A 24,225-nucleotide genomic window follows, 5' to 3' on the forward strand; every position below is an offset into this window, starting at 1 on the left:
GCTCAGCGCTCGTCCGCTCGTCCGCGGACCGGTGAGACCATGCGCCGCAGATCGGCGACTGTTGCGGCGCCGGACATGAGCATGGTCAGTTCCAGCTCGGCCAACACACAGCGCAGTACGTGGCGCACCCCCTCGGCACCGTCGATGGCCAGCCCGTACAGCCATGGCCGTCCCAACAGCACGGCGTCCGCACCGAGGCCCAGCGCGACGGCGGCGTCCGCACCGCTGCGCACTCCGGAGTCGAACAGCACGGGAACCCGGCCGGCCACCTGCCGGGCGACAGCCGGCAGCGCGTCGAGAGCGGCCATCGACCGGTCCAGTTGACGGCCGCCGTGGTTGGACACCACGACACCCGACACACCGTGTGCGACGGCCTGTTCCGCATCGTCCGGATGCAGCACGCCCTTGATCAGGATCGGCAGGTCGGTCGCCTCGCGCAGCCTGTCGAAGTACTCGTAGGACAGGCTGGAGTGGCCGAACACCTCGCGCCATCGGGCCGCGGCGGCCGCGAGCCAGGGCTCACTGCCGACCGGCACGTCCGTGGGCAGCGACCTCCTGAACACCGGATCGGCCAGGAACGTGCCCATTCCCTGGCCGCGCAGGAACGGGTCGTACCCATGGTCGAGGTCGGCGGGCCGCCAGCCTCGGGTCCAGGAGTCGACGGTGACCACGATGCCCTGGTACCCGGCCTTCTCCGCCCGCCGGACGATCGACGCGCCCAGTTCGTCGTCCTTCGGGGGATGCAACTGGAACCACAGCCCCGCTCCGGGTGCGGCATCCGCGACCTCCTCCAGGGACAGCGAGGAGGAGTTCGACAGGGCCATGGCCAGTCCGAGTTCGCGGACGACCCGGGCGGCGGCGGCCTCGCCATCGGGGTGGGCCAGACCGGCCAGGCCGATCGGAGCCAGCAGCACCGGTGCGCTCATCCTGGTGCCCAGCAGTTCGGTGCGCAGCGACAGTGGCTCGTCCGTGTGCAGCATGCGCGGCACGAGTTCCCACTTGTCGAAGGCGGCCCTGTTGGCCGCCAGAGTGCGACCCCCGCCCGCGCCGTTCGCCACGAACGACCACAGGCCTACGGGCAGGTGCTGCCTTGCCAACTGCTCCAGTTCCGCGGGATCTGCCGGAAGTCTGGGCAGCCGGCCGCGCAGTCCGTCGGCGAATATCTCGTCGCGCATGGTGTACCAGTACTCAGCCATCGAGCCGACCCCCGATCGTCAGTGTTGAAGACGTGGCCAATGGGGAGGTGCCGGGTGTCGAACCGCGCTGGATCCGGGCCACGATGCGTTCGGCCCTGGCGCTGATGCCCAGAAGTGAGCCCGCATTGGCGTAGTAGATGTCGCCCGAGGCCAGATGTCCGAGGGCGTACAGGCCGGAGGCCCGCCCAAGGACCTGGTTGGTGGTGAAGTCGACGTACACACCACCGCACGGATGCGGGCGGGCCAATCCGCGTTCGGCCAGCCGGCCGAGCAGCCATCCAGCCGACTCTTCAGGGTCGTAAGGCGTGGCTCGCGCGGCGTTCAGCAGCACACCGGCGCGGTGTTCCTGCCCGGCGGCAGTCACCGTGAAACCGCCGCCCGGCCGGGCGGTGACCGCGGTGACCCCCGAGTGGACTTCCAGCGAGCCGTTGCGCAGTGCTTCCAGCAGCAGGGCCGCCGTCGCCGGCGGCATCGGATTGAGCACGGTGGCGATCCGCGTGTTGTGCCGACGCAGGAACGACTCTCGCGTGTGCAACGGGAGCCGCTGCCAGAGCAGTTCACCGACGGGATCCAGCAGGGGCAGCAACACCGCCCGCCAGCAGTCCGCGGCATCCGTCCGCCCGAGTTGGCGGGCGACCCGCCCGGCGGCCGACTCACCCACCGCCAGGTCCAGAGCGATTTCGTCGGGCGATGCCCCGTGCGCGGCCAGGCTGCTGCGCAGCAGCCTGCGGACGGTCGTCCAGAGCGCCGCCGGGGGCGTGTGCCGGACCGCCTCGGCCAGCCGGTCGGCCTCCACCGGGTCGATGGCGACCGGCCGGCAGCGCACGCTGGGCAGCAGCCCGTTGCGGGACATCAGTCGGATCGGGGCGGTGTGCCCGCGGCGCAGGAGCGCGACCGCGATGTCCACCGCGGACAGATTGCTGCCCAGCACGGTCACCGGCTCTCCGGTGGGCAGCGGTTCGGTCAACGGATAGGGATCGGCGACGAAGCCGGGCCGTCCGGACAGCCCGTAGATGTCGGCCGGCCTGGGCGTGCCCAGACACATCACGACATGGTCGTGTGGTTGTGTCACACCTGTCGACGTCAGGGTGAGCAGTTGGCCGTCGACGGGGATCACGTCCTCGACGGCGGCGGCACAGACGTCCACCGTCCCTCCGCCGGCGGCCAGTCGGGCCGCGGCCGAGGCGAGCCGCCGACGCAGGTAGACACCGAACAGCCATCTCGGCTGGAACCGTGCTTCCGGGTCGACCGACGGAAATTCGCCGCTACCGGCCACCTCCCTCAGCCAGTTCCGGAAATCCAGCGGATCAGCGTGCCGGATGGACATCGCATCGGCTGGTCTGTTGATCAGGGCGCTGTCCGCGTCCTCCTGGTAGGGCCGCCCCGGGCCGAGCACTGCCCGGGGTTCGAAGATGCTGACCCTGACCTTCTCCTTGGGCGCGCTCCGCGCGAGGGCGTCCACCAGTGTGACCGCGGACGCGCCGCCGCCGATGATGGCTAACCGCATGGACACAGATCCCGTCGCCTCGGCAGGCTCATCCGGCCGGCTCTAGCTTCGCCTGCAGCGCATCGAGGTACCAGGCGGAGGTCTCCAGCCGCATGACGGTTCCCAGTGCGATGTCGGAGGCGCATCGCGGCTCGCGGGAAATCACCGGGAGCAGAATGTTCTTGAACCAGGCCGGCCCGTGGCGGGCGTCGATCTGGATGTGCTGGTCGTGGTAGACGTAGGACGATTTCGGCAGCCCCATCCGTTTGCAGCCCACGATGTAGGAACGGAATCGACGGGGCGTCAGATACTCGGTGACACCGAAGTATCCGAATGCCTTGTAGCAGTGCCGCCTGGACAGCGCGAGGGCTGCTGAGACGTTTCCGCAGATGAGCGACTCCAACATGATGTTGGTGTCGACGAAACTCTTCGAAACACCGGCGTCCGCAAGAGTTTTCGCAAACACCGCGGTGTGCACCTCGTCCGGGCTGCCGTTGCCGAGTTCGTCCCAGAGATTGGTGACGAGCTCCATCTTCTCCGAGCCGTCGGTACCCACGGTCAGGAGCGACAAGATGTCGTCGAAGCGTGGATCGAGCGACGTTTCCTGGGCCAAGTAGAACCGGATGTCCTCAACTGAGGCCCGGTTTTCCAGGAAGTCTCGATAGAACGGGTGATTGCTCGCCCTGTGGCTGCTGATGAAGTTCCGGTACCAGGGCAGGAAGGATTCCGGATCCTGGGGCGCAGAATCCAGTCCGCCGTCGTCCAGCTTCCCTCGGAGATCCGCCAGCATGGCGTTCTCCAGAACTGTCCGGATATCGTCCAGGATCTCACTCACCAGCGAGTCGACCTGATCGATGGAGGGCAGGCTGAAACACCATTCGTAGATGTCGCTCAGCACCCAGTGCGCGGTGTGCAGCGCCGCACGATCGCCGCGCACGAAAGCGACGTGTGCCAATTCCTCGGCGGCGGTGCGGACTTCCGACCGGTAGACCATGTCGGTTGCCCGGGCGTTGACCGTGGCCACGTCCTCGTCCCCGGCCAGCAGCGAAATGACCAGTTCCCTCAGGTCGATGTCGCTGTGCAATTCAGGTGTGGTGCTCATGAAAATTCCCCCTTCATGCGTCGGTCAGGAGGAGAACATCGCATCCATGGTTTCGTGTGTCGCCGGGCGGGCGACATCGGCGGCGCTTGCCCAGCAGGTGTTGAGAATGATCCGGGTGGCCGGCTTGCTGAGCGGGATCGTCCGGTGGAGCGTGGTGTCCGAACGCAGGAAGTACAGGTCGCCGGTCGCGTTCGCGTAGGTGCGGATGGGGTGCTTCTGGAGATACTCGTGCACCCGCGGGTTCTGCTTGTCCCAGTTGGTGTGGGGCACGCACTGCAGCATGCCGCCCACCTCGGGACCGGGCGCCTCGATGATCCAGATCAGCGTGTAGCTGAAGTCGCCCCAGTGCCACCCATGCGTGTCGCCGGGCTGATCCTGACGGATGATGACGTACTTCTCGCCGTCCCAGGGGCAGGGCAGCACGTCCGCCTGGGCGATCTGGCCCAGCACCTCACGGATGCTCGCGGAGTCGTAGATCGCGGGAATGAGCCCGGAGTCGCGGACGATGTCGGCTGCGCTGACCGTGCGCATCTTGCGTGGCGAGTTACCGGTCTCCTTGAGCTCGATGTCGATGCGTCGAGCGTGCTGGGCCAGCAGGTCGTTGACTTCGTCGGTGACCTCGGCGAACAAATCCGTCGGCACCAGACCGGGAAGCTTGACGTACCCTTCCCGACGGAATTGCTGCGAATACTCGAGGATGGGGGCATTCTCGGAGAATTTCCTGAGGTGTCCGTCGAACGAATCCTGGTCTAGCGCACGAGCACCGGTCGCAGGCGTATTCGCGGCCATCGCTACCTCCTCGGTCAGAGACACCGGGGCATGATGAGTACTCCCCGTTGACAAGAACACTATCCCGGCAGATCAACTCACCTCAATCCGATTTACGTCCGGGGGCTATCCATTTTTCGCAATCGGGTGGACACAAGTCCCGTTCATGACCTCGCCATCACCGCCCGTATAGGTTTTCATCGGCCAAACATCGACTGCGTCACATGTCGCATCGAGGAGCGCAGGATCAAGGAGACGGGCTTCGGTTCGAGTAACCGGAGGCACAGGTTTCCCACTGCCGAGATCTCAACTGCCCGACTTCGTACGTGACATGGGGCCGCCGCAGGGCATTGCGGTGATCACAGACCGCTGATAGCTTGACGGAGATCGTGAACTCACTGAATGCCCTGTTCTGCCCTGCCGAACTGGATCGTTGACCGTCACAGCTTAGAAGAGAGACGCGCCATGTCAGCCAGCCGTGGACTCAAGCTGACGATCTTCACCCACGATGACTCCACGTGGAACCACAAGCCCCTGTTTCACGAGATCGTACGGAGGGCTCGAGACGCCGGAATGTCCAGGGCCACCGTGATACGGGGCGTAGAAGGCTACGGCGCGGACGGCATCGTGCACACCTTTCGACTGCTCTCCATGTCGGACTCATTACCACTTCTGGTGATCATCGTCGACACGGAGGAGCAAGTCCGCACATTTCTTCCTCAATTGTCAGAGCTCCTTGAAGGAGGAATGGTGACACTGGAGGAAGTCGAAATGATTACGTTCGCGCCGGCCCCCAAATGAGACGACCGGTCCGCGGGAACAGCCGCGGACCGGACCGCACCACCACGGCCCCGCGCCGGTCCGAGGGCGGTCGCCCCGACGGACCGGCGAGCAGCTCCCGCCCGGCAGGCCTCAGCCGACAGGCCGCGGCCGGAACACACATGACGTTCAGGGCCGGGCGAGGCCGAGATGCTCGCGCAGGGTGGTGCCCTGGTAGGTCGGGCGGGCATACCCACGCTCCTGCAGCAGCGGAATGACCTGACTGAGCAGGCGCCGTCCGTCCACCCGCTGAGAGGGCGGAATGAGGATGAAGCCGTCGGCCGCGCCGGCCTCGAAGTAAGTGATCATCTCGTCGGCTATGCGCTCCACATCGCCGACGGCCACCTGGAGTCCCGCCGCCGTGGCTTCGATCTCGGTCAGGCGCCGCAGGGTTTCGCCCTCTTCGATGAGCTGTCGGTAAAGATCGAAGCGGCCCTGTCTGCGGTTGATGGTCGTCGGGTCCGGCAAGGCGTCCAGCGGTATCTTCTCGTCGAGGTCGTACTGGGTCAGGTCGACTCCGCCGAGCTGGAAGCCCACCAGTTGCCTCACGTAGTCGCCGTTGAGAAGCCCCGCCAGGACGCGCTGCCGCTCCTCGGCGTCCTTCTGGGTGTCGCCGAGTATCGGACTCAGGCCGAACAGGACCTTGACGGAGTCCGGGTCACGGCCCACCCGCTTCGCACCGTCCTTGATCTCGTCGTAGTAGCGCTTCGCCGCCGCGAGTCCCTGGTGCGCCGAGAAGACCACCTCGGCATGCCTGGAGGCGAAGGCCATGCCGTCGGCGGACGTGCCGGCCTGCACCAGCACCGGGTGCACCTGCGGCGGCCGGGGCATGTTCAGCGGCCCGGAGACCGTCAGGTGTTTGCCCATGAAGTTGATCGGATGGACCTTCTCCGGCCTGGCGTACGCCCCGGACGCCCGGTCCAGCGCCAAGGCGTCGGCGTCCCAGCTGCGCCACAGCGCCTTGGTCACCTCCACGAATTCTCCCGCGCGTTCGTAACGCGAGGCGTGCGGGGGCAGGTCATCGGAACCGAAGTTCTCCTCGCCGAAAGCCGAAGTCACGATGTTCCAACCGGCCCGGCCCTTGCTGAGGTGGTCGAGCGAGGCGAACTGGCGGGCCACGTTGAAGGGTTCGTTGAACGTCGTGCTGGCCGAACCCACCAGGCCGATCGATCGGGTCTGCGTGCTCAGGGCCGACAGCAGGGTGACCGGCTCCAGGTGCTGCGCCGGCGCGTGCGCCTCCCGGCCCAGCATCGCGAGGTGGTCGGCGATGAAGACGGCATCGAGCTTGGCGGCCTCGGCACGCTGCGCCACCTCGGCATGGAAGTCGATCGAGTCGGCGAGTTCGATGCCGCTGCCCGGTTCGCGCCACGCCCCATGATGCTGTCCGACGTTGCCGATGACGAGGAAGAAGTGCATGAATCGTGGCTTGCCTGGCATGGGACAATCCCTCATTCCTGGTGCTGCGGAACACAATGGCGTGTGTTTCCTGGGCCGGCGGTAGGAGAAGGAACCCGCGGACCTGTCCGAGAGACACTCGATCCGCATCGAACCTAATTCGTCCGGTGGTACTCGGGTTTCATCCTCGGCGCCTGTCCGCAGGGCCGTCTCCCGGCTCCGGGGCGGCATCTCGCGGCAGGCGCAGAATGAGCAGCGCAGCCAGGACGCTCATCGCGGTGAGAGTCCACCAGAGCACGCCCGACCGGCTGTCGAGCAGACTCGCCGCGAGTGTCGGTGCGAGCGCGGCGCCCACACCGACGAACAGCTGGTTGAAGGCCAGGTAGCTGCCCAGCTCACGCTTGGGAGGAACACTCGTCACCATCACCAGTCCCGCCTGCGAGACGGCCATCTCTCCCAGCGTGTACACGGCCATAGCGCCCAGCAAGGCCCCTGTTCTGGCGGTATGGGGGACAGATCCCAGCACCGCCACCGTCACGTACAGCACGGCGAAGCTGCACCCTCCGACCGCCAGGACCGGGCCGGGTCGGAACCGTTCGAGGAAGCGGCCCACCGGCAACTGCAGCAGCGTGAGCAGGCTGGTGTTGACGACGAACAGCGCGCCCACCGTCCATGTGGCCAGACCCAGTTCCTGAACGACGAAGACCGGCAGCGCGGTCTCCACGATCAGAGTCGAGGTCCACAGGACGGCATTGGCGCCCGACACGCGCAGGAAGAGAGTGTCGCGCCAGGCGCGGCTGCGCACGGCGCTGTCCGCCGTGTCCTCGGTTCTCGTCGGGGATTTCCCGGCGGACAGCTGGAGGTAGAGCAGGGCGGTCAGCGCGAAACTCACCGCGTTGACCACGCCGAGCACGGTGAACCCCGACCGCGAGTCCACGACGAGCAACCCCGCGATCATGGCACCCGAGCCGATACCGGCGTTGAAGACCACCCGGGACAGGGCGAGCCACCGGGCACTTTGTCCTTCACCGGCCAGGCCCACCGCGAGCGACGGAACCGCCGCCTGTTCAACGCGGTTGCCGAGGGCGAAGGCGATGTTGAACAGGAGCAGCGGCACCATGCCACGCGTCGACACGAAACCCACGAAACAGCAGGCTCGTAGCAGAGCCGCCACGACGAGTACCTGCCGCGGCCCGAACCGGTCTATGAGCCGGCCGCCGACGGGCAGACCCGGCAGGACGGCGAGCGCGGCGATCGTGAGCACCACGCCCACCGTGCTCAGCGAGACACCCGACATCTTCACGAAGAACAGGAAGGTGAACGGGTAGAAGAATCCGGTGCCGAACGCGTTGACAAAACCTGCGGCAGCGAACCAGACGACTCCCGGTCCGCGGGGGAGGATGTGCGTCGGCCGGTCCGCGCTCGAGACTTCCGCGGCGGTCACGTATCGACGTCCTGAGCGGCGAGGAGTTCAGCGACGGTCGCCTCGGGCGTGACCGCCGCCGTTTGGGCCAGTCCGGCGAGGAGAGCGGCCACGCGTTCGGCGTCCGCGTCCTCGATGAACCTCCGGTCGTGGACGATACTCACGATGAGGCGCTCCGGGCTCTCCTCGAGCATGACGACGAGAGGAGCCGCCGGCTCGACCGCTCCCACGGCCAGGGGTGTCACCCGCACCCCGTCGAGTACGGGCGCCATCGAGGCTTCCAGCAGGTCCGCCGCGATGTAGTTGAACATCACGTAGGGCTGTGCGGACGGCATGCCGAAGGCGTCGGGGTCCAGTCTGCGCACGATCTCCGCCAGCGCCATCCGCTGGCCGGCCAGGACCTCCATCGTGCGCCCCGCGGCCTCCTCTATCTGGTGCGTGAAGGGCTTTTCGAGAGCCACGTCCTGAAGCACGGGCAGACCGTGCGCGGCGTAGGCGACGAGCCGGTCCGAGCCGGCGGTTTCACGGTTCGCCATGGGGACGATCGCCCCGACGCGGTCCTGACCCGTCATTCCGGAGAGGGCCACGGCGACCAGGGCCAGCATGGCGTGGGCGAGGGACGCGCCGTGTTCGCCGGCCGTGGCCGTCAGCGGGTCGGTGACGGTGCGGGGCAGATCCAGGGTCCGCGCCCCCGCCAGGGGCTCGTGCGCGGCTCTCTCCGCAGGCCGGGACAGACCCTCGAGCAGGCAGTACGGCGCGTCGCCGGCGAGTCTCCCGCGCCATGTCGCCAGGATCTCGTCGGCTTCCGGTGACTCCAGCCACGCCGCCTCTTCCAGGAGGAAGGTCCGGTAGGCCGGGTCCGGGCCTTCCCACGGCGGCTCCATGCCCGCGAGCCGCGCGGCGTAGGCACGCCGCAGGTCGCCGATGAGCACGGCCGCGGAGACCCCGTCGAAGACGGAGTGGTCGCACACCAGCAACAGCACACCCGTCCCGTCGTCGCAGGCCCAGTGCGCCGCCCTCAGCAACAGACCCGAGCCGAGGTCGAAGGGTTCGTTGGCCACCTTCTTGACGGCCGGGAGAGGCACGCCCTGCCCCGCAGGCACGGTTTCCCTGCGGATGCGCACCGGGTGGACAGGGGCGATCTCCTGGCCCGCGACGCCTCCTGATCCGCCCTGGAGGAACCGTGCCCGCAGAGCCTCGTGGCGGTTCACCACATCGGTCAGGGCCTGCTCCAACTTGTCCAGGTGCAAGTGCCCTTCGACCGTGGACCCGATGCGGACGTTGTGCGTTCCGGGGCCGAGGCCGCGCTCCAGCCGCCACCGCTCCTTGGCCAGGCGGAGGCGCTGTTCCGGTGAGACCGGCAGGAACGACCTCGGCGTGCCGGTCGGTGGTGTTGCGGGACGCGCTACCGGGGGTGTCCGGTCGACGCGCTCGGCAAGGTCGGTCAGGACGGGAGCCTTGACGAGATCTCGTACCGTCGCGGCCATGCCCATCTCCTGACGGATGCGAGCGATCAGCCGCATCGAGAGGAGCGAATGCCCGCCCAGGGCGAAGAAGTCGTCCTCACGGGAGACCGGCCGGTGGTCGAGCACCTCTTCCCACAGGCGGGCCAGAGCACGCTCGGTCGACGTCCGCGGAGCGGAACCGGACCGGGTCCGGCCCGTGGCGGCGCCGGGGTCCGGCAACCGATTGCGGTCGATCTTGTTGCTGGCGGTACGCGGCCATTCGCCGACCTGGACGACGGTGGTCGGCACCATGTACTTCGGAAGCCGATCGCCCAGGAAGTCGAGCAGCTCCGCGGTGCTGACCCGGCCGTCTCCGGCAGGCCGGAAATAGGCTGCCAGCTGGACGCCGGATCCCCCGGGGGCGGTGCGTGCCACCACCACCGCGCTCTCCACGCCTTCGTGGTCCAGGAGCTGGTTCTCGATTTCGCCGGGTTCGACCCGAAACCCTCTGATCTTGACCTGGCCGTCCGCCCTGCCGAGGAGCTCGATCGTCCCGTCCTCGCGTCGGCGCCCCAGGTCGCCGGTCCGGTAGAACCGCTCCGCGGGCGGGGCACCCGGCAGGGTACGGAAACACTTCGCGGTCAGCTCGTCCTGGCCGCGATAGCCGACACCCACCCCGGTGCCGCCGATCCAGAGCTCTCCCTCCGCGCCCTGCGGTACGTCGGCGAGGTCCTCGTCGAGAATGCGCACGTCGGTGTCGGGCAGTGGACGGCCCACCGGAACGTTCCCGGTGTCCGCCGGACCGATTCGGTGGGCGGTCGCGTAGATGGTGGTCTCGGTCGGTCCGTAGAGGTTCCAGACCTCGTCGCAACGCCCGGTCAGGGCTTGTGCGAGGTCCGGGTGCATGACCTCGCCGGCGCACGCCGCGAGGCGCAGCGGCCCGCTCCAGCCGGCCTCCAGCAGCATCCGCCAGGTCAGCGGAGTGGCTTGCATGATCGTCCCGCGGCTCTCGATCAGCAGGGCGTGCAGCGCGTCACCGGCCACGACCTGGTCGTTGTCCGCGATGACGAGCCGTCCCTGGGTCAGCAGCGGAAGGAAGAGTTCCACCAGGCTGATGTCGAAGGACGGGGAGGTCACCGACAGCCAGACCTCGTCGCTCTTCAGCTCCAGCACCGCGGCCGTCGCCAAGAGGGCCTTGATTAACGACTGGTGGTCGATCTCCACGCCCTTGGGGCGCCCGGTGGAACCGGACGTGTACATGATGTAGGCGAGGTCGGTCGCGTGGACCGGGGGCAGGCTCACCTCCGGAACGTCCGTGCTCAGTGCGTCCACGAGGACGACGGGGCGAGTGTCGTCCACCTCGCCGCGCAGCCGTTCCAGGGTCAACGTCGCCCGTGTGCGCGCGTCCTGCCGCATGTAGGCGCGGCGCTGGGCCGGGTAGTCGGGGTCGATCGGCACGAAGGCGGCACCGCTGCGCAGTACTCCGAGCAGCGCGGCCGGCAGGTGCACGCTGCGGTTCACGATGACGGCGACCGCGTCGCCGTTTCCGATCCCGGCCGCGGCGAGTTCGGCGGCGATCACGGCGCTACGGCGGTCGACTTCTCCCAGCGTCATACGGGTGCCGCCGGATTCCACGGCAATTCGCTGCGGATCCTCGTGAACGGCCTCGGCGAAGACATCCAGAAGCGTTCGTCCGGTCCACGGGTAGACATCAGGACGGGCAGGGATATACGCCATTACTCGACCTCGATTCCTGTCGGCCTGCCGCCGTGTCCGCTCTGCGGAGGGATACGCCGCGGTCGTGCGAGCGCACCACTGTGCCGCCGAGCAAATCGACGATGTTCTCTGTGATCGAGGGATGGAGAGAAACCACAACACCGCAACGCAGAACGGACGTAACGCAACATCCGCCGCTTCTGGAAAGAATCACATGGACAAGGCGGAGTGGACATGGCTATCAACGATCCCCCGTGTGACCCAGCTGTTGAACCTACATGCAGCGCACTTGCTCGTTCTGGATCAAGCCGTCGACCAATCTACCCGCATGCATCCCCCTGAACAACCGTCGAAGAATTTGGACCGGCAATGTGCCGGTGATTGCCACGAGTTGCAGGAACCAAGAAAAAACGAGGCGAATCGGCCCTCGGCTGACGGGGGTCAGCCGTCATCGCCCAACGGTCGTACGCGGCACAGTGACGAACGGTTCGGCACGCTCCCGCTGATGGGGTCACGAACGTCGTTGTGCATGAGCAGGTTGACGTTGGCCCCCTCCTCACTGAACGGATCGAGGGGAGGCATGCCCAACTCCTCGCATCCCTCCCACCATCCGTGGTTGGCGCAGACCACGCCGGGGACGATGTCAGGGGTGACCTCGGCCTTGGCCCGTACGCGTGCCCGAGGGGTCTCGATCCACACCCAGGTCGCGTCGTCGATGCCATGGCGAGCGGCCGTGTCCGGATGAATCTGCACCGTCGGGTCCGGATCGCGGCGGCGCAGCGCGGCGATCCCACGATGTTGGCCGTGGAGGTACCACGCGCTTTTCGCGTTGGTCATGACCAATGGATACTCCCGAGCCAGCTCCGGGGTGCTCAGCGGACTTTCGGCCGGCTCCTCGTGGACCGGCAGGGGTGTCCGATCGTGGGCGCGTAGCCCGTCCGCGAAAAGCTCGACCCTGCCCGACCCGGTGGCGAAGCCACTCGGCGTCCCGTGGAGGCCCTTCGCGGCGTACTTCTCGTAGCGCACCTGTGCCGCGGACACCGAGAGGCCCTCCGGATGCCGTGACAGCCCCTCCCAGGTCAGCCCGGCCGGTGCCAGTACCTCGTCGTAGGCGGCCGCCACGTCACCGCCGGCGAACCTGTCGCCGTGACCGAGACGCGTGGCCAGATCGAAGACGATCGAGACGTCGGATCGCCGTTCGTGCAACGGATCGACGGCCCGGCGGCGACGCTCGGCGCGCCCCGCCCTGGTGATGACGAGGGAATCGGTCTCGAGGAAGCTCGTGACCGGCAGGATCACGTCTGCGAAATGGTTGGTCGGTGTGTGGAACAACTCGGCCTGGGCGAAGAACTCCAGATTCCGCAGGGCCTCGCGCCCCCGCAACGGGTCGGCCGAATTGATCAAGGTGTTGCCGCCGAACGACAGGAGCGCACGCACCCGGTACGGCCGGGCCTCGAGAACCGCGGTGAAGAGATCGTAGGCCGCTATGTCACCGGGTATCGCGGGCGGCCCGAGGGGACGTTCGTCGAGGCCCAGCCGGAGCGCCTCCCGGTCGGGCGGAAGCGGCACCTCACCCTCGATACGGGCCGTGGTCAAGGCGGGCTGGACCACGTTGCCGCCGGGACGGTCCCAGTCTCCGAGCAGCGCGTAGAAGATCTCGATGGCTCGACCGGACTGGGTCGCATTGGTGTGTTGAGCGATCCCGTTCCACACGTAGTGCGAGACCGGTCGGCTCTCCACCATCATCCGCAGCGCGTCATGGATCTGCCCCTCGGGCACGCCGGTGATCCGCGACGCCTCCTCCGGAGCACACCGGCTCGCCTCGTCGGCGAGCAGGTCGAAGACGGTACGGCAGCGTACCCGGCGCCCGTCCCTGAGTTCGACCACGGTCCTCCCCCGCAGCGCGGGTGGGCCGGTCGCACCACGGTAACAGCCCAGCGCCGGCACGTACTCGATGAGTCGGCCCGGTCCGCTCTGCCCGGCGACGTAGCCCGTCTCGCCGCCCGCGCGCGTGTCGGCGAACGCGCCCTGGACGACCTCGTCGCTGCGGAGCAGTCGGCCGGTGTCTTCCCTGACCAGGAACGGAGCATTGGACCAGTCGCGGGTGAACGCCTCGTCGAACCAGCGGTTCTCGATCAGCAGGTGGACGAAGGCCAGCGCCAGCGCCGCGTCGGTGCCCGGACGGACCTGGAGCAGCACGTCCGCCCTCCCCCCGAGGCCGACCCGCCGCGGATCGACGACCACGATCCGTGCCCCACGCTGACGCGCGCGGACGATCGACCGCGCCAGGTTGATACGGGTCGCCGCCGGGTTCGCCCCCCAGAGGAGGATGCACTTGCTGCGGTCCACATCGGGCGGCGGCAGCGGGTATTCACCGAAGACCTGGTGCGACGCGCCGTCCCGAGCCCAGTTGCACAGGTGGGTGTTGGTCATGTAGTTGGGCGAGCCGAACGCTCTGGCGAAGCGTTGCACCCACGGTTCGGCCGGTTGCAGACCCGTGCCGCCCGGAGTTCCCCGGCCGAAGGCCACCGCCTGGGGCCCCGACTCCTCCCGGATGCGGCTGAGCTCCGTGGCGATCAGGTCGAGCGCATCGTCCCAGGAGAGGGGCTCCCACCCCGGATCGGGGTCGGTCTTCGACCGGGTCCGTCGCATCGGATGATTCAGCCGATGGGCGTGGTCGTGCATCTCCGGGGCGGCCCGGCCCTTGGAACAGGTCGTTCCGCCCAGCGGGTGGCCTCGGTCGGGTTCGAGGGACAGCACTCGTCCCGCGTCGACCGTGACGACCGACGGACAGCCGACGCCGCAGAGGGAACAGTACGTCCGGACGTCAGCGCGCACGCGTGCCACCTCCTTCGAAGAGATGTCAGACCGGTCTCAGAGGTGGGGCGAAATACGGTATCGAAGATCCCCGGCCATTACTTCGTGTGAGATTTTCGGCAATGCCGATCCGAGTACCTCCAGCATCTCCTGGTGGGTCGCGGAGAATCCCCACAGAACATCGACGAAGTGTGTTCCCACGCCGCCCGGCAGCTCCTCCCCCGACTTCGTGTAGGCGCGGTACCCGGAGATCCCGTCGACTCGTCTGACTTCCTTGCTGCCGAAGCTCCGCACCAGCCGGCAGGGCTCGACCGGGGCCAGCGTGTGGTACTGGAAGTGCACGCCGGCGGGGTCGAGCTGGGTGACCGGGGCGGGCTGTCCGAGAGCCAGCCGACCGGCCAGCTTCACCAGATCGACTCCGCAGGACTGCTTCGCCATGTCGTTGATGTGGCCGCCGAGCCTGCCGTTCACTTCGATGACCCGCGGCCCGTCCGGGGTGAGCTTGATCTCGGTGTGCGCAAGCCCGGTGGTCACCTCGAGTGCGTGCAGCGCGCGGGTCGCCAGTGCCAGAACCTCGCGCCGCTCTTCCGGGGGGAGAGTGGCCGGCCAGAACTTGCCGACTTCCCTGAAGGGCTGTGCCAGGGGGAACTTGCCTGTGACGGCGAGATGCCGCACGCCGTCCGGTCCGCATGCGCTTTCCACCGATACATAGTCCCCGAAGGGCGGGGCGGGCTGTCCGTGCAGCAGCTCTTCGACCAGCATCGGGCCGTCGGCCGAAGCCAGTCCGGCAAGCAGCCGGCGACCCTCTTCCTCCCGGGTGATCAAGTAGGTGTCCCGGCTGCCCTCGCCCCGCAGAGGTTTCAGCACGGCGGGCAGGCCGACATGCCGCACGGCGTCCGGCCACTCAGCGGCGGAGCGCACCAAGCGGCTTCTGACGTCGTCCACTCCCGCGGAGCGCAGCTGGTCGCGCTGAGCCAGCTTGTCGGTGAGCAGCTTCGCGGTCCGGGGACTGTGGAACGGCAGTCCGAGGGTCTCGGCGAGCGCGGCGGTGACGGCGAGCATCGGCTCGCTGAATGTCACGATGCCGGACGGCCGAGTGCCGCGCACAGCCGCGGCGTCGGCCTCGTGATCACCGCTCAGCACCACCACGTCGCCCAGCCCCCGCAGCACCTCGTGCAGTTGCTCGTTGTGCCGTGAGCGGGGCAGTACGAACACGACGGACGAGACATCGGCCAATCCGACGGCGATGTCCCCCGCGGACGCGGCTCCGCGGTCGTACACGACGGCCAGGGTCACGTCTGCTCCCCGGCCGCAGACTCCAGCGCGGCACGGTACACGCTGGAGAACCCCGTGACCCACTCCTCGGTGACCAGGGCCGGGTCATAGGAGATCGAGACGCCGGTGCCGGAATGACGCGGGTTCACCATGAACTCGACATTGACGGGGAAGCTGTTGCGGTCGTACGACCACCAGCCGGCCGTGCTCAGCTCACGCAGCGCGCCGAGCTCCTCATAGGTGTGGAATTCGGTGAAGTTGAACGCGACGTCGAAGGGACGGCGCCCCAGCTGCCTCTGGAGTTCGGCCAAGGGGTAGCGCCGGTACGCGAACATGCGCTTCTCCGCGGCGAAGACGCGCTGGGCGAGTTCGGCCCAGCCGCCGTCCCTCGAGTGCAGTCGTATCGGCAGTGTGTTGAGGAAGAGCCCGACAAGCAGGTCGGCGTCGGGGACTTCCGGCCGGCCGTTGACGGTGACTCCGGCCAGGATGTCCTGTGAGCGGCCGGTCGCCTCGCCGAGCGCCCACAACTGCGCCCCGAGGACAAGGCACTTGAGGGGGACCTCCGCCCGTTTCGCCGTCTCCCGAAGGCCCTCCATCGTCTCCGGGCCGATGGGAAAGAAGTGCCGCCCGTCCTGAAGCGGCACATCGTCGAACTCCGCGGTGTCGAACAGCAGCGGGGGGAAGTCGGCCTCCGCCCGCCAGAAGGCCGCGGCCTCCGGGGAGCCGAGCGACTCCCTTTCCAACCGTACGAATTCGGCATGCCCCCAGGGCGGCGGTGACGTCGGTGTCCCCCCGTCGCCGACCAGTGCACGGTCGTAGAGGCCGAGCAGATCGACGAACAAGCGGGCGTAACTCCAGCCGTCGATGACACTGTGGGGAATGGCCAGCGCCAGGCGGAAGGAATCCGGGAGGACGACCACATGGCAACGCCAGACCGGAGCAGCGCTCCAGTCGATCGGTCTGTTCAGCTCCGCTTCCGCCCACGCCTTCACCCTGGTGTCCGCGGCCTCCGCATCGCCGGTGTCCACGCGCTCCACACTGAGCGGCGGTTCGACTTCGGCCCACACCAGTTGCATCGGCTCCGCATACGCGGCCAGATCCAGGGACGTCCGCAGCGCCGGGTGCCGTGCGCAGAGCGCGGCGAGGGACGTCCGGAAGAGGTCCTCGACGAAACGGCCCTTGACCTCGACGCCGATCAGGTCATGGTAAAGACGCGTGTCTCCGGCTATCTCGGACATGTAGATCAGGCCCACCTGGAGTGCGGAGGCGGGCAGCGCATCCGCGACACCGCGCGGCAGCCGAGCGCGATCCACGTCGTCGATCAGGCCGAAGGCGGAGGTGCCGACGGCCGTCCCGACGGGCGGGACCGGATCCGCGGCGCGGGTGCGGGAAGCGGCGAGTTCACGGACCGTCGGGTAGTAGAGGATGTCGCGCAGCCGGATGTCGATCCCCCTGCCGACCGCTTGCGCCACCACACGCAGCGCGATCAGTGAATCCCCTCCCATGGCGTAGAAGTCGTCGTCGAGATCGATGTCTTCATCGTCGAGTTCGGTCCTCATGATGTCGAGCAATTCCTTCTCGACGGAAGAGGTGGAGTCGCTCACGCCGTTCCGCGTCCTTTCCACTCGTGCCGGAAGGCATCGGCCAGTCGGTCGGTCGTCTGGTCCAGTTCCGCCTCGGTCACCGGCCGGTCCGGCCGCGGCCCCGGGGCGTCGATCGAACGCGAGAAGAAGGGTCTGCCCTGGGGTGGACGGAGGCTCGGCCGGGTCTCGGCAGCAGGGCCCCGCCGTCTGCTGGCAGAGGCTGCCGGCCCGGGATGCGGTGCGGCTGCGTCGGGCCGCGCCCGTCCCGGCTCACCATCACGTCTTTCAGGGGCCGTACCGGCATGATCTCACTCCCCGGGGCGATGAAGACGGCTGATCGATGTCAAAGACGGCGCGGCTGTCTTCTGGCGGAGGGTGCGCTCGGCCCAGGGCCGTCGGCCGGCTGCAACGGTGGCTGAGCCGGCCGCCGCGACTCGTCGCGCACCCCCTTCACGCTGGGCAGAGTCAGGAGGAAGAGCGATGTCAGGGCGATCACGGAGCCCCCGGCGACCAGGGTCGTACCTATGCCGGCCAGGTCCGCGAGCGGCGCGGCGACGGCCAGTCCGAGCGGCATGAAGACGAAGGAGCCGAACGAGTCGTAGGACATCACCCGGGACATCGACTCCGGCGGTATGTGCTTTTGCAGAGCGGTCTGGAAGGTGACGTCGTACAGGCTGACGCACATGCCCGTGACGAACATCGCGGGGGCGATGACGCGGACCGGTGCGGCGCCGGCCAGGCAGATGAAGGGCGGTACGAAGCCCAGGGTGAACAGGGCGGCGGCCCGGACCGGCCGCCGCGGCCGCAGGTGCAGGGCTATCAGGCTGCCCACCGCGAATCCGATTGCCTGGGCGGTCAGTACGGTGGCCCAGGCGGACGCACCACCGAGGTGGTCCGTCGCCACGATGGGCCCGAGAACGGAGAAGCCGCCGGCGATACACACGTTCGCCAGAGCCAGCTGGCAGACCATGACCCACACCCACTGGCGTGCGGTGAACTCGCGCCAGCCGTCCTTCAGCTGGTCCAGCATGTTCCCCGTAGCCGGCTGTTCGTCGTGCTGTCTCCTGAGGCGGATGCCGGATAGCAGCGTCGCGGAGACCAGGAAGGACGCCGCATCCACGGCCAGCGCCCAGCCAGGACCGAACACCGTGACGAGCGCACCCGCGGCTGCGGCGCCGCAGATGCTGCCGGCGTTCATCGACAACTGCACCAGCGCGTTGGCCGGTTGGATCTTCTCCGGGGGCACCAGCTGGATTGCCAACGCACGGGACGCGGGGGTGAACATCGCGGTGGCGCCGCCGCTCACCACGGCCAGCACGGCCAGCCTGAGAGCGGAGGCCGACCCGGTGAGCACCAGGAACGCGGCCGCCCCCTGGGACAGGCCCGCGGCCAGGTCCGCCGAGATCATCACCCGGTTGCGCGGCAGCCGGTCGGCGAGGACGCCGCCGAACAGCAGGAACACCACCTGCGAGATCAGCCGGGCGGCGAGGACCAGCCCGAGCATCGAGCCCGAGCCGCCGGGCATGCCCAGCACGGCGAATGCCGTGGCGACCGGGGCTATCGCATTGCCGAGCAGCGAGATGGAGCGTGCCGAGAACAGCAGCAGGAAGGAGCGTTCCCGCAAAATGGACAGATCCGTGCGCAACTGCTTCCCCCTTCGCTGTCGTTCCCGGTGACCCTGTCTACCGGAACACACCGGCCGGCCGGAACTGGATTTCATCGCCACTGATGCGGTCGAGAACCGTCGGCCGTGGACACGCGGACAGTTGGACCGCTGGACTCCCGGGACCGGAGCGGGCGATGGTCACAGCGAGTGCGGGCCAGCCATTGGGACATCACGACCTTTCAGCGAAGGATTGCGCAATTGCTCCCTTTAGGGTGTTTGTTAAGCAGTGCGACGCATCCACTCGGCGATACCCGGAGAGCAGCCCGGGTAGTAAATTTCGCACTGCACGTAGATGTCAAGTCCGGCGCATCAAGAGTGATGGGCAATCAGAGATCGCTGGCCGAAAAGCACTCTTGTCAACCAGTTGAAAGTTGCGCTAATGTCGCCGCTTTGTGGGAAGTGGCACATGCGCCGGGCACATCGACCTGCACGTCGACCTGACAAAAACAAACCTCATCGCGGTCTGCGATCCACCTCGAGTTCGCAATCCACCCCGAAGGGTGCGCAGTGACCGCATAGCCAGGAACCGTCGGCATTTCCTTCATGGCGTTGTTCGACACCCCTCCCATGCGACTCGGGAAGGAATCACGCACTGTCCCGTTCACCGCACACGTCCTTCACATTCCGCCCGAGATCCCGAATCAGCTCCTTCCGGTCGAGAAGTAATCTCTGCGCCATTTCCCCCTTGCCAGTCGGCAAACCGTCCGCTCTCGCTGGACGTACTCGTCCCCGCCGAGCCGGTGCCTCCCTGGCAGCCCCGTGGGCCCTCGGCCCGACGACCGGGCCGGCGCCGGAGTCGACGCGGTCCGGCACGGTGCCTCGGCGAGCCGGGCGTCACGGCGTCGCCGACCCGGATCTCCCTGACAGCAGGTCCCGGTAACCCGGGAAAACGACCGATCGGAAAGGGATCACCCCACGTATGACGACCTTGGATCGCATCGTGGCTCTACAGGCCGCCGCCACTCCGGACCGCATCGCGGTCAGTGCGCCGGACGCCCAGCTCACCTATGCCGCCCTGGACGCGTGGTCGGACCGGCTCGCCCGCCGGTTACGAGCACTGCGAGGAGGCGGTGACCCACCCATCGCCATCTGCCTGGAGCGGTCCGCGGCGTTGATCGCCTCCCTTCTCGCAGTACTGAAGACCGGCAGCGGCTACCTGGCGCTGGACCCGAGGCAGCCGCCGCAGCGCCTGTCGGAACTGGTGCGGGACGCCGGGGCCGCCGTCGTGATCACACAGCGCGGTCTCGTCGGCCGGGTCGGCGAGACCGCCGCCGCTCTGGTCCTGGACGACGAACCGCTGTCCGGTCCGGACAACGACGGTGTACCGGACCGTGTTCCGGCTCCGGCCTCCACCGGATCGAGTACGGCCTACATCGCCTACACCTCCGGTTCCAGCGGCCGTCCGAAGGGCGTGTGCGTACCGCACCGCGCGGTGATCCGGCTGGTGCTGGGCAACAGTCTCCTGCCGATCCAGCAGGACGACGTCTTCCTCCAGTTCGCCCCGGTCGCCTTCGACGCCTCGACCCTGGAGATATGGGGACCGTTGCTCAACGGAGGGCGGCTGGTGATACCTCCGCCCGGCGACCTCTCGCCGGCGGAAATCAGCGCCCTGGTCCGTGCGGAGGGCGTCACGTTCCTCTGGCTCACCGCCGGACTGTTCCACGCGGTGGTCGAGTCCGGAACCGCCGATCTGACCGGCTTGAGATACCTGCTGGCCGGCGGGGACACCCTCTCGCCCGGCCATGTCGACCGCGCGTTGCGCGAGCTTCCCGACACCACCTTGGTGAACGGCTACGGTCCCACGGAGAACACCACGTTCACCACCTGCCACCCGATCGCATCTCCGGTGGGGGGCGGCACCGTGCCCATCGGCCGTCCCATCGACGGCACCGTGGTGCACATCCTGGACGAGCGCCTGGCTCCGGTCCCCGAAGGCGAGGTGGGCGAGTTGTACGCCGGGGGCCTCGGCCTGTCGCACGGATACCTGAACGCACCGGGCCTGACAGCCGAGAGATTCGTGGCCAACCCCTTCGGATCACCGGGTGAACGGCTGTACCGGACCGGCGATCTGGCGAGCCGCCGACCCGACGGCGTCCTGCTCTTTCACGGCAGGGCCGACGACCAGGTGAAGATCCGCGGGTTCCGGATCGAGCCCGCCGAGGTGGAGGCAGCGCTCCGCAGCCACGGGGAGATAACGGACGCGGCCGTCGTCGTCCGGGGCGAGCCGGGCACGGACCGCCATCTGGCAGCCTTCTACGTCGGCAGCGAGGCGTCGTTGTCAGCCGAACTGCGCGGCCACCTCTCGGCGCTGCTCCCGGCCCATATGATCCCCGCGACTTTTGTGCGGCTGGCGTCGCTGCCCCTCAACGCCAACGGCAAGGTGGACCGGGCTGCTCTTGCCGATGTGTTCCTGCCCGTCCGCCCGGAGCTGAGCACGAGCTACCGCCGGCCCGACACCGACGTCGAGATCTGGCTCTCCAAACTGTGGGCCGAGCTCATGGAGCTGTCCGAAGTGGGCGCCGACGACGACTTCTTCGAGTTGGGCGGCCACTCGCTGATGGCGGCCAGAATCACGAGCGAGATCAGCGTCGAGTACGACGTGAGGGTCCCGGCGATGACCTTCTACCGGCATCCGACCATTTCCGAGCTGGCGGAGTTCATCACCGCCGCGGTACGAGAAGACGAGGCGCGGGCATGAGGATCACGGTGCCGGATCCGGAGCGGCACGAAACCGACCTGGGCGGGGTGAACCTCTTCGACACCGCGCTCTACACCGACGGTGATCCGCACACCGTCTGGGCTGACATGCGGCTGCGGGCTCCGGTACACCGCCAGGTCCTGCCGGACGGCCGCGCTTTCTGGTCCGTCACCCGCTACCAGGACGTGAATGACGTACTGCGCGACCACAACCGGTTCACCTCGCGGCGCGGAACGCTGCTCTCCGTCCTCGGTGGTGCGGATCCCGCGGCCGACATGATGATGGTGGCCAGCGACCCGCCGATCCACACCGCGATGCGCGAACCGATGACCAAGGTGCTGTCGCACCGCTCCCTGGCCTCCCGCAGCCCGGCGATCCGGCTCATCGTGCAGCGGCTGCTGGCTCCTCTCCTCGACGGTGGCACGTGGGACGCGGCCCGGGCGGGGGCGGGCTTCCCGATGGCGTTCATCGGCACAGTGATGGGCCTGCCGCAGACCGACTGGCCGGAGCTGACTCGACTGAGCACGGCAGCGGTCGCCCCTCATGACGAGGAATACCGTGAAAGCGACGGCTACGGCACACTGGCCGCCGCCCATGCCGAGTTGTTCTCCTACTTCTCCGCACAGGTCCGCCGAAGACTCCGGCACGGCGGTGCCGACGCCGAGGAAGACCTGGTGGACTTCCTGATCCGGATGGAGGCCGGGGACCGCCGGCTGCATCATGACGAGATCGTCTACAACTGCTACAGCCTTCTGCTCGGCGCCAACGTCACCACGCCGCATGCGTTGGCAGGCACCGTGCTGGCGCTGGCCGAGCATCCCGCCGAGCACCGCCGGCTGACCGAGGACCCGTCGCGTACCGCGAGCTGCGTGGAGGAGGGGCTGCGCTGGACCTCACCGGCCAACCACATCATGCGTCATGTGACGGCGGACACCGAGGTGGCGGGCACGGTCCTGCGTGAGGGGGACGCGGTGGTGGCATGGCTGGGCTCCGCCAACCGCGACGAACGGGTCTTCCCCGACCCCTTCCGCTTCGACATCACCCGTACCCCGAACCGCCACGTGGGCTTCGGATTCGGCCCCCACTACTGCATCGGCGCGCCGCTCGCCCGTATCGCGCTGCAGGTGGCGTTCGCCGAGATCGCCGAACTGATCGAGGAGTTCCAGGTGGCAGGCCCGGTCGAGCATCTGGCCTCCAACTTCGTGGCCGGCGTCAAGAGCGTGCCGGTGACCGCGCGGCTGCGTCCCGGTGCCGCCGCGGCGCTGTCCCGGGCCCTTGCCTCGGCCGGGCCCGTACCCGTACCCGCCGTCCGGAGGTGAAGGATGAGAACTGCCAGACAACCGGGCCGGCTTCTGCTGCGGGACCCGCAGGACTGGGCGGCAGCACGGCTGTTCTGCTTCCCCTACTCAGGTCTCGGCGCTTCCATGTACAACAAGTGGCCGCGGCGAATGGGCGATGTCGAGATATGCCTGATCCAGCCCCCGGGCCGCGAGAACCGGATCCGAGAGCCGCATTTCGGCACCTATGAGGCCTTCGCGGAGCAGGCGGCCGAGCGCCTGCTCCCTCATCTGGACCGGCCCTTCGGCTTCTTCGGTCACTGCGGCGGCGTGCTGCCCGCTTTCGCCACCGCCCTTCACCTGGCGCGCAACGGCCTGCCCTGCCCCGACATCCTGTTCGTTTCCTCCCAGGTCGCCCCGCACGACGGTCCCTACGGACGGTTCCTCAGCATGACCGATGCCGAGCTGGCCGAGGAGCTGATGCAGCTGACGCGGGCAATGGGCGGTCTTCCGCAGCCCGACCTGATCGACATCAACCTCCGGGTCCTGCGGGCCGATCTCGGCGCCAGTCAGCAGTACCGTCTGGAGCAGCCTGTCATCATCCCCTCCGACATCCACGCGATCGGCTGGCGGGACGACCGGGAGATCGAGCCCGCGCTGATGGGGGGCTGGACCTCCTACACCGAGCCCCGCAGATTCAGTCAGACGATCCTCCCCGGTGGGCACTACGACTTCCTGCGCCCTCCCGAGAAGCTGCTCGAACTGCTGGCCGAGGGATGTTCGGCGCCCAGGGGACCGAGAAGCTGAACGGCTCGTCAGTTCCCGTCCGTTCACGGAAGGTTCGAGGCGGGGGCCGCCGCTGTCACGAGGCGGGCCCCGCCCTGGGCGGAGAACCTCCTGGTCCCGTACTCACCGAGGGGGCCGGGCTTCTTCCGGAGACGGACGGTGTGCGGTGGGGGGAGCCTGGCGGCCGGACGGAACGTGCTGTGCGAGAGGCGTGGCCGCTGAACGTGTGCGTGGCCGCTGGGAACTTGCTGGCAGCTTTAGGACGACTGTCGGGTGACGGCCAGGGGGCGGGGATAGCGTGAGGCGCGTCCACTCGGGTGGGCGCGACATCCACACTCGTTGCTGTCCAGCAGGAGGTCCGACTGTGCATCCGTTCCGCGCCGCGCTCGAAACCACAGACATGGACGCAGCCGTGGCGCTGCTCGCCGACGACGTGGTCTTCCGCAGCCCTGTCGTGTTCAAGGCCTTCGAGGGCCGTGAAGCCGTCGCCCCGATCCTGCGCGCGGTGGGGCAGGTTCTCGAAGACGTCGTCTTCGTGCGTGACATCGTCTCCGAGGACGGCGTCGACCACTCCCTCCTCTTCCACGCGCACGTCGGCGACAAGAAGATCGAGGGAAGCAACTTCTTCCACGTCGACGAGTCCGGCGCGGTCAGTGAACTCGTGGTGATGGTCCGCCCGTTCACTGCGACCCTGGCGTTGCGTGAGGCGATGATCGCGCAGTTCGCGGCAGCCGGGATCAACATCACGGCCTGACCGGTGTCCGGCCCGGCTG

At 68.0% G+C, this 24,225-nt stretch carries 16 protein-coding genes; 5 read left to right on the forward strand and 11 right to left on the reverse strand.

From position 1 onward, the window contains the following. Window positions 1-2 precede the first annotated feature (2 nt). From AB0N16_RS40265 to AB0N16_RS40280, 4 genes are read right to left on the reverse strand one after another with little or no spacing between them, the layout of a single operon-like run. Window positions 3-1,196 carry an alpha-hydroxy-acid oxidizing protein gene (locus AB0N16_RS40265; protein ID WP_365805801.1) on the reverse strand — a complete coding sequence of 398 codons (1,194 nt, stop codon included), beginning with the start codon at window positions 1,194-1,196 and terminating at the stop codon, window positions 3-5. Then, window positions 1,189-2,703: an FAD/NAD(P)-binding protein gene (locus AB0N16_RS40270; protein ID WP_365805803.1), complete on the reverse strand. Its 1,515-nt coding sequence runs from the start codon at window positions 2,701-2,703 to the stop codon at window positions 1,189-1,191. The genes AB0N16_RS40265 and AB0N16_RS40270 overlap by 8 nt, the downstream gene beginning before the upstream one ends. Before the next feature lie 28 nt (window positions 2,704-2,731). Next, a complete protein-coding gene (locus tag AB0N16_RS40275; RefSeq protein ID WP_365805805.1) occupies window positions 2,732-3,784 on the reverse strand; it encodes an iron-containing redox enzyme family protein in 1,053 nt (350 codons plus the stop codon). Window positions 3,785-3,808: 24 nt separating this feature from the next. Beyond that, entirely contained in the window at window positions 3,809-4,597 is a 789-nt protein-coding gene (locus AB0N16_RS40280) for an ArpA protein (RefSeq protein WP_365805806.1), read from the reverse strand. Between the two features lie 420 nt (window positions 4,598-5,017). Between AB0N16_RS40280 and AB0N16_RS40285 the strand changes: the two genes are divergently transcribed. Continuing rightward, window positions 5,018-5,353: a DUF190 domain-containing protein gene (locus tag AB0N16_RS40285; RefSeq protein WP_365805807.1), complete on the forward strand. Its 336-nt coding sequence runs from the start codon at window positions 5,018-5,020 to the stop codon at window positions 5,351-5,353. Between the two features lie 147 nt (window positions 5,354-5,500). Here the strand turns inward: AB0N16_RS40285 and AB0N16_RS40290 are convergent, their stop codons facing one another. The 7 genes from AB0N16_RS40290 to AB0N16_RS40320 all read right to left on the reverse strand — a co-directional run bounded on the left by AB0N16_RS40290 (window position 5,501) and on the right by AB0N16_RS40320 (window position 18,670). Further along, window positions 5,501-6,808: an NtaA/DmoA family FMN-dependent monooxygenase gene (locus tag AB0N16_RS40290; RefSeq protein WP_365805808.1), complete on the reverse strand. Its 1,308-nt coding sequence runs from the start codon at window positions 6,806-6,808 to the stop codon at window positions 5,501-5,503. 139 nt (window positions 6,809-6,947) lie between these two features. Further along, window positions 6,948-8,210: an MFS transporter gene (locus AB0N16_RS40295; protein WP_365805809.1), complete on the reverse strand. Its 1,263-nt coding sequence runs from the start codon at window positions 8,208-8,210 to the stop codon at window positions 6,948-6,950. Further along, a complete protein-coding gene (locus AB0N16_RS40300; RefSeq protein WP_365805810.1) occupies window positions 8,207-11,371 on the reverse strand; it encodes an amino acid adenylation domain-containing protein in 3,165 nt (1,054 codons plus the stop codon). Before AB0N16_RS40300 ends, AB0N16_RS40295 begins: the two co-directional genes overlap by 4 nt. 420 nt (window positions 11,372-11,791) lie before the next feature. Next, on the reverse strand, window positions 11,792-14,188 hold the full coding sequence (locus AB0N16_RS40305; RefSeq protein WP_365805811.1) for a molybdopterin-dependent oxidoreductase: 2,397 nt from the start codon (window positions 14,186-14,188) through the stop codon (window positions 11,792-11,794). Between the two features lie 36 nt (window positions 14,189-14,224). Continuing rightward, window positions 14,225-15,463 (reverse strand): ATP-grasp domain-containing protein, encoded by a 1,239-nt coding sequence (locus AB0N16_RS40310; RefSeq protein WP_365805812.1) that lies wholly within the window; start codon window positions 15,461-15,463, stop codon window positions 14,225-14,227. After that, on the reverse strand, window positions 15,460-17,046 hold the full coding sequence (locus AB0N16_RS40315) for a condensation domain-containing protein (RefSeq protein ID WP_365805813.1): 1,587 nt from the start codon (window positions 17,044-17,046) through the stop codon (window positions 15,460-15,462). The genes AB0N16_RS40310 and AB0N16_RS40315 overlap by 4 nt, the downstream gene beginning before the upstream one ends. 322 nt (window positions 17,047-17,368) lie before the next feature. After that, window positions 17,369-18,670 (reverse strand): MFS transporter, encoded by a 1,302-nt coding sequence (locus tag AB0N16_RS40320; RefSeq protein ID WP_365805814.1) that lies wholly within the window; start codon window positions 18,668-18,670, stop codon window positions 17,369-17,371. A gap of 940 nt (window positions 18,671-19,610) precedes the next feature. Here AB0N16_RS40320 and AB0N16_RS40325 point away from each other — a divergent pair. The 4 genes from AB0N16_RS40325 (at window position 19,611) to AB0N16_RS40340 (ending at window position 24,206) form a co-directional block, all read left to right on the forward strand. Beyond that, window positions 19,611-21,389: a non-ribosomal peptide synthetase gene (locus AB0N16_RS40325; protein WP_365805815.1), complete on the forward strand. Its 1,779-nt coding sequence runs from the start codon at window positions 19,611-19,613 to the stop codon at window positions 21,387-21,389. Further along, window positions 21,386-22,708: a cytochrome P450 gene (locus AB0N16_RS40330; protein WP_365805816.1), complete on the forward strand. Its 1,323-nt coding sequence runs from the start codon at window positions 21,386-21,388 to the stop codon at window positions 22,706-22,708. The genes AB0N16_RS40325 and AB0N16_RS40330 overlap by 4 nt, the downstream gene beginning before the upstream one ends. 3 nt (window positions 22,709-22,711) lie before the next feature. Continuing rightward, the gene (locus tag AB0N16_RS40335; protein ID WP_365805817.1) at window positions 22,712-23,473 is read left to right on the forward strand and encodes a thioesterase domain-containing protein; all 762 of its coding nucleotides are present in this window, start codon (window positions 22,712-22,714) and stop codon (window positions 23,471-23,473) included. A 343-nt stretch (window positions 23,474-23,816) separates the two neighbouring features. Beyond that, entirely contained in the window at window positions 23,817-24,206 is a 390-nt protein-coding gene (locus tag AB0N16_RS40340; RefSeq protein WP_365805818.1) for a nuclear transport factor 2 family protein, read from the forward strand. Window positions 24,207-24,225 lie beyond the last annotated feature (19 nt).

The sequence above is a fragment of the Streptomyces sp. NPDC051105 genome (assembly GCF_040682795.1).
GTDB lineage: Bacteria > Actinomycetota > Actinomycetes > Streptomycetales > Streptomycetaceae > Streptomyces.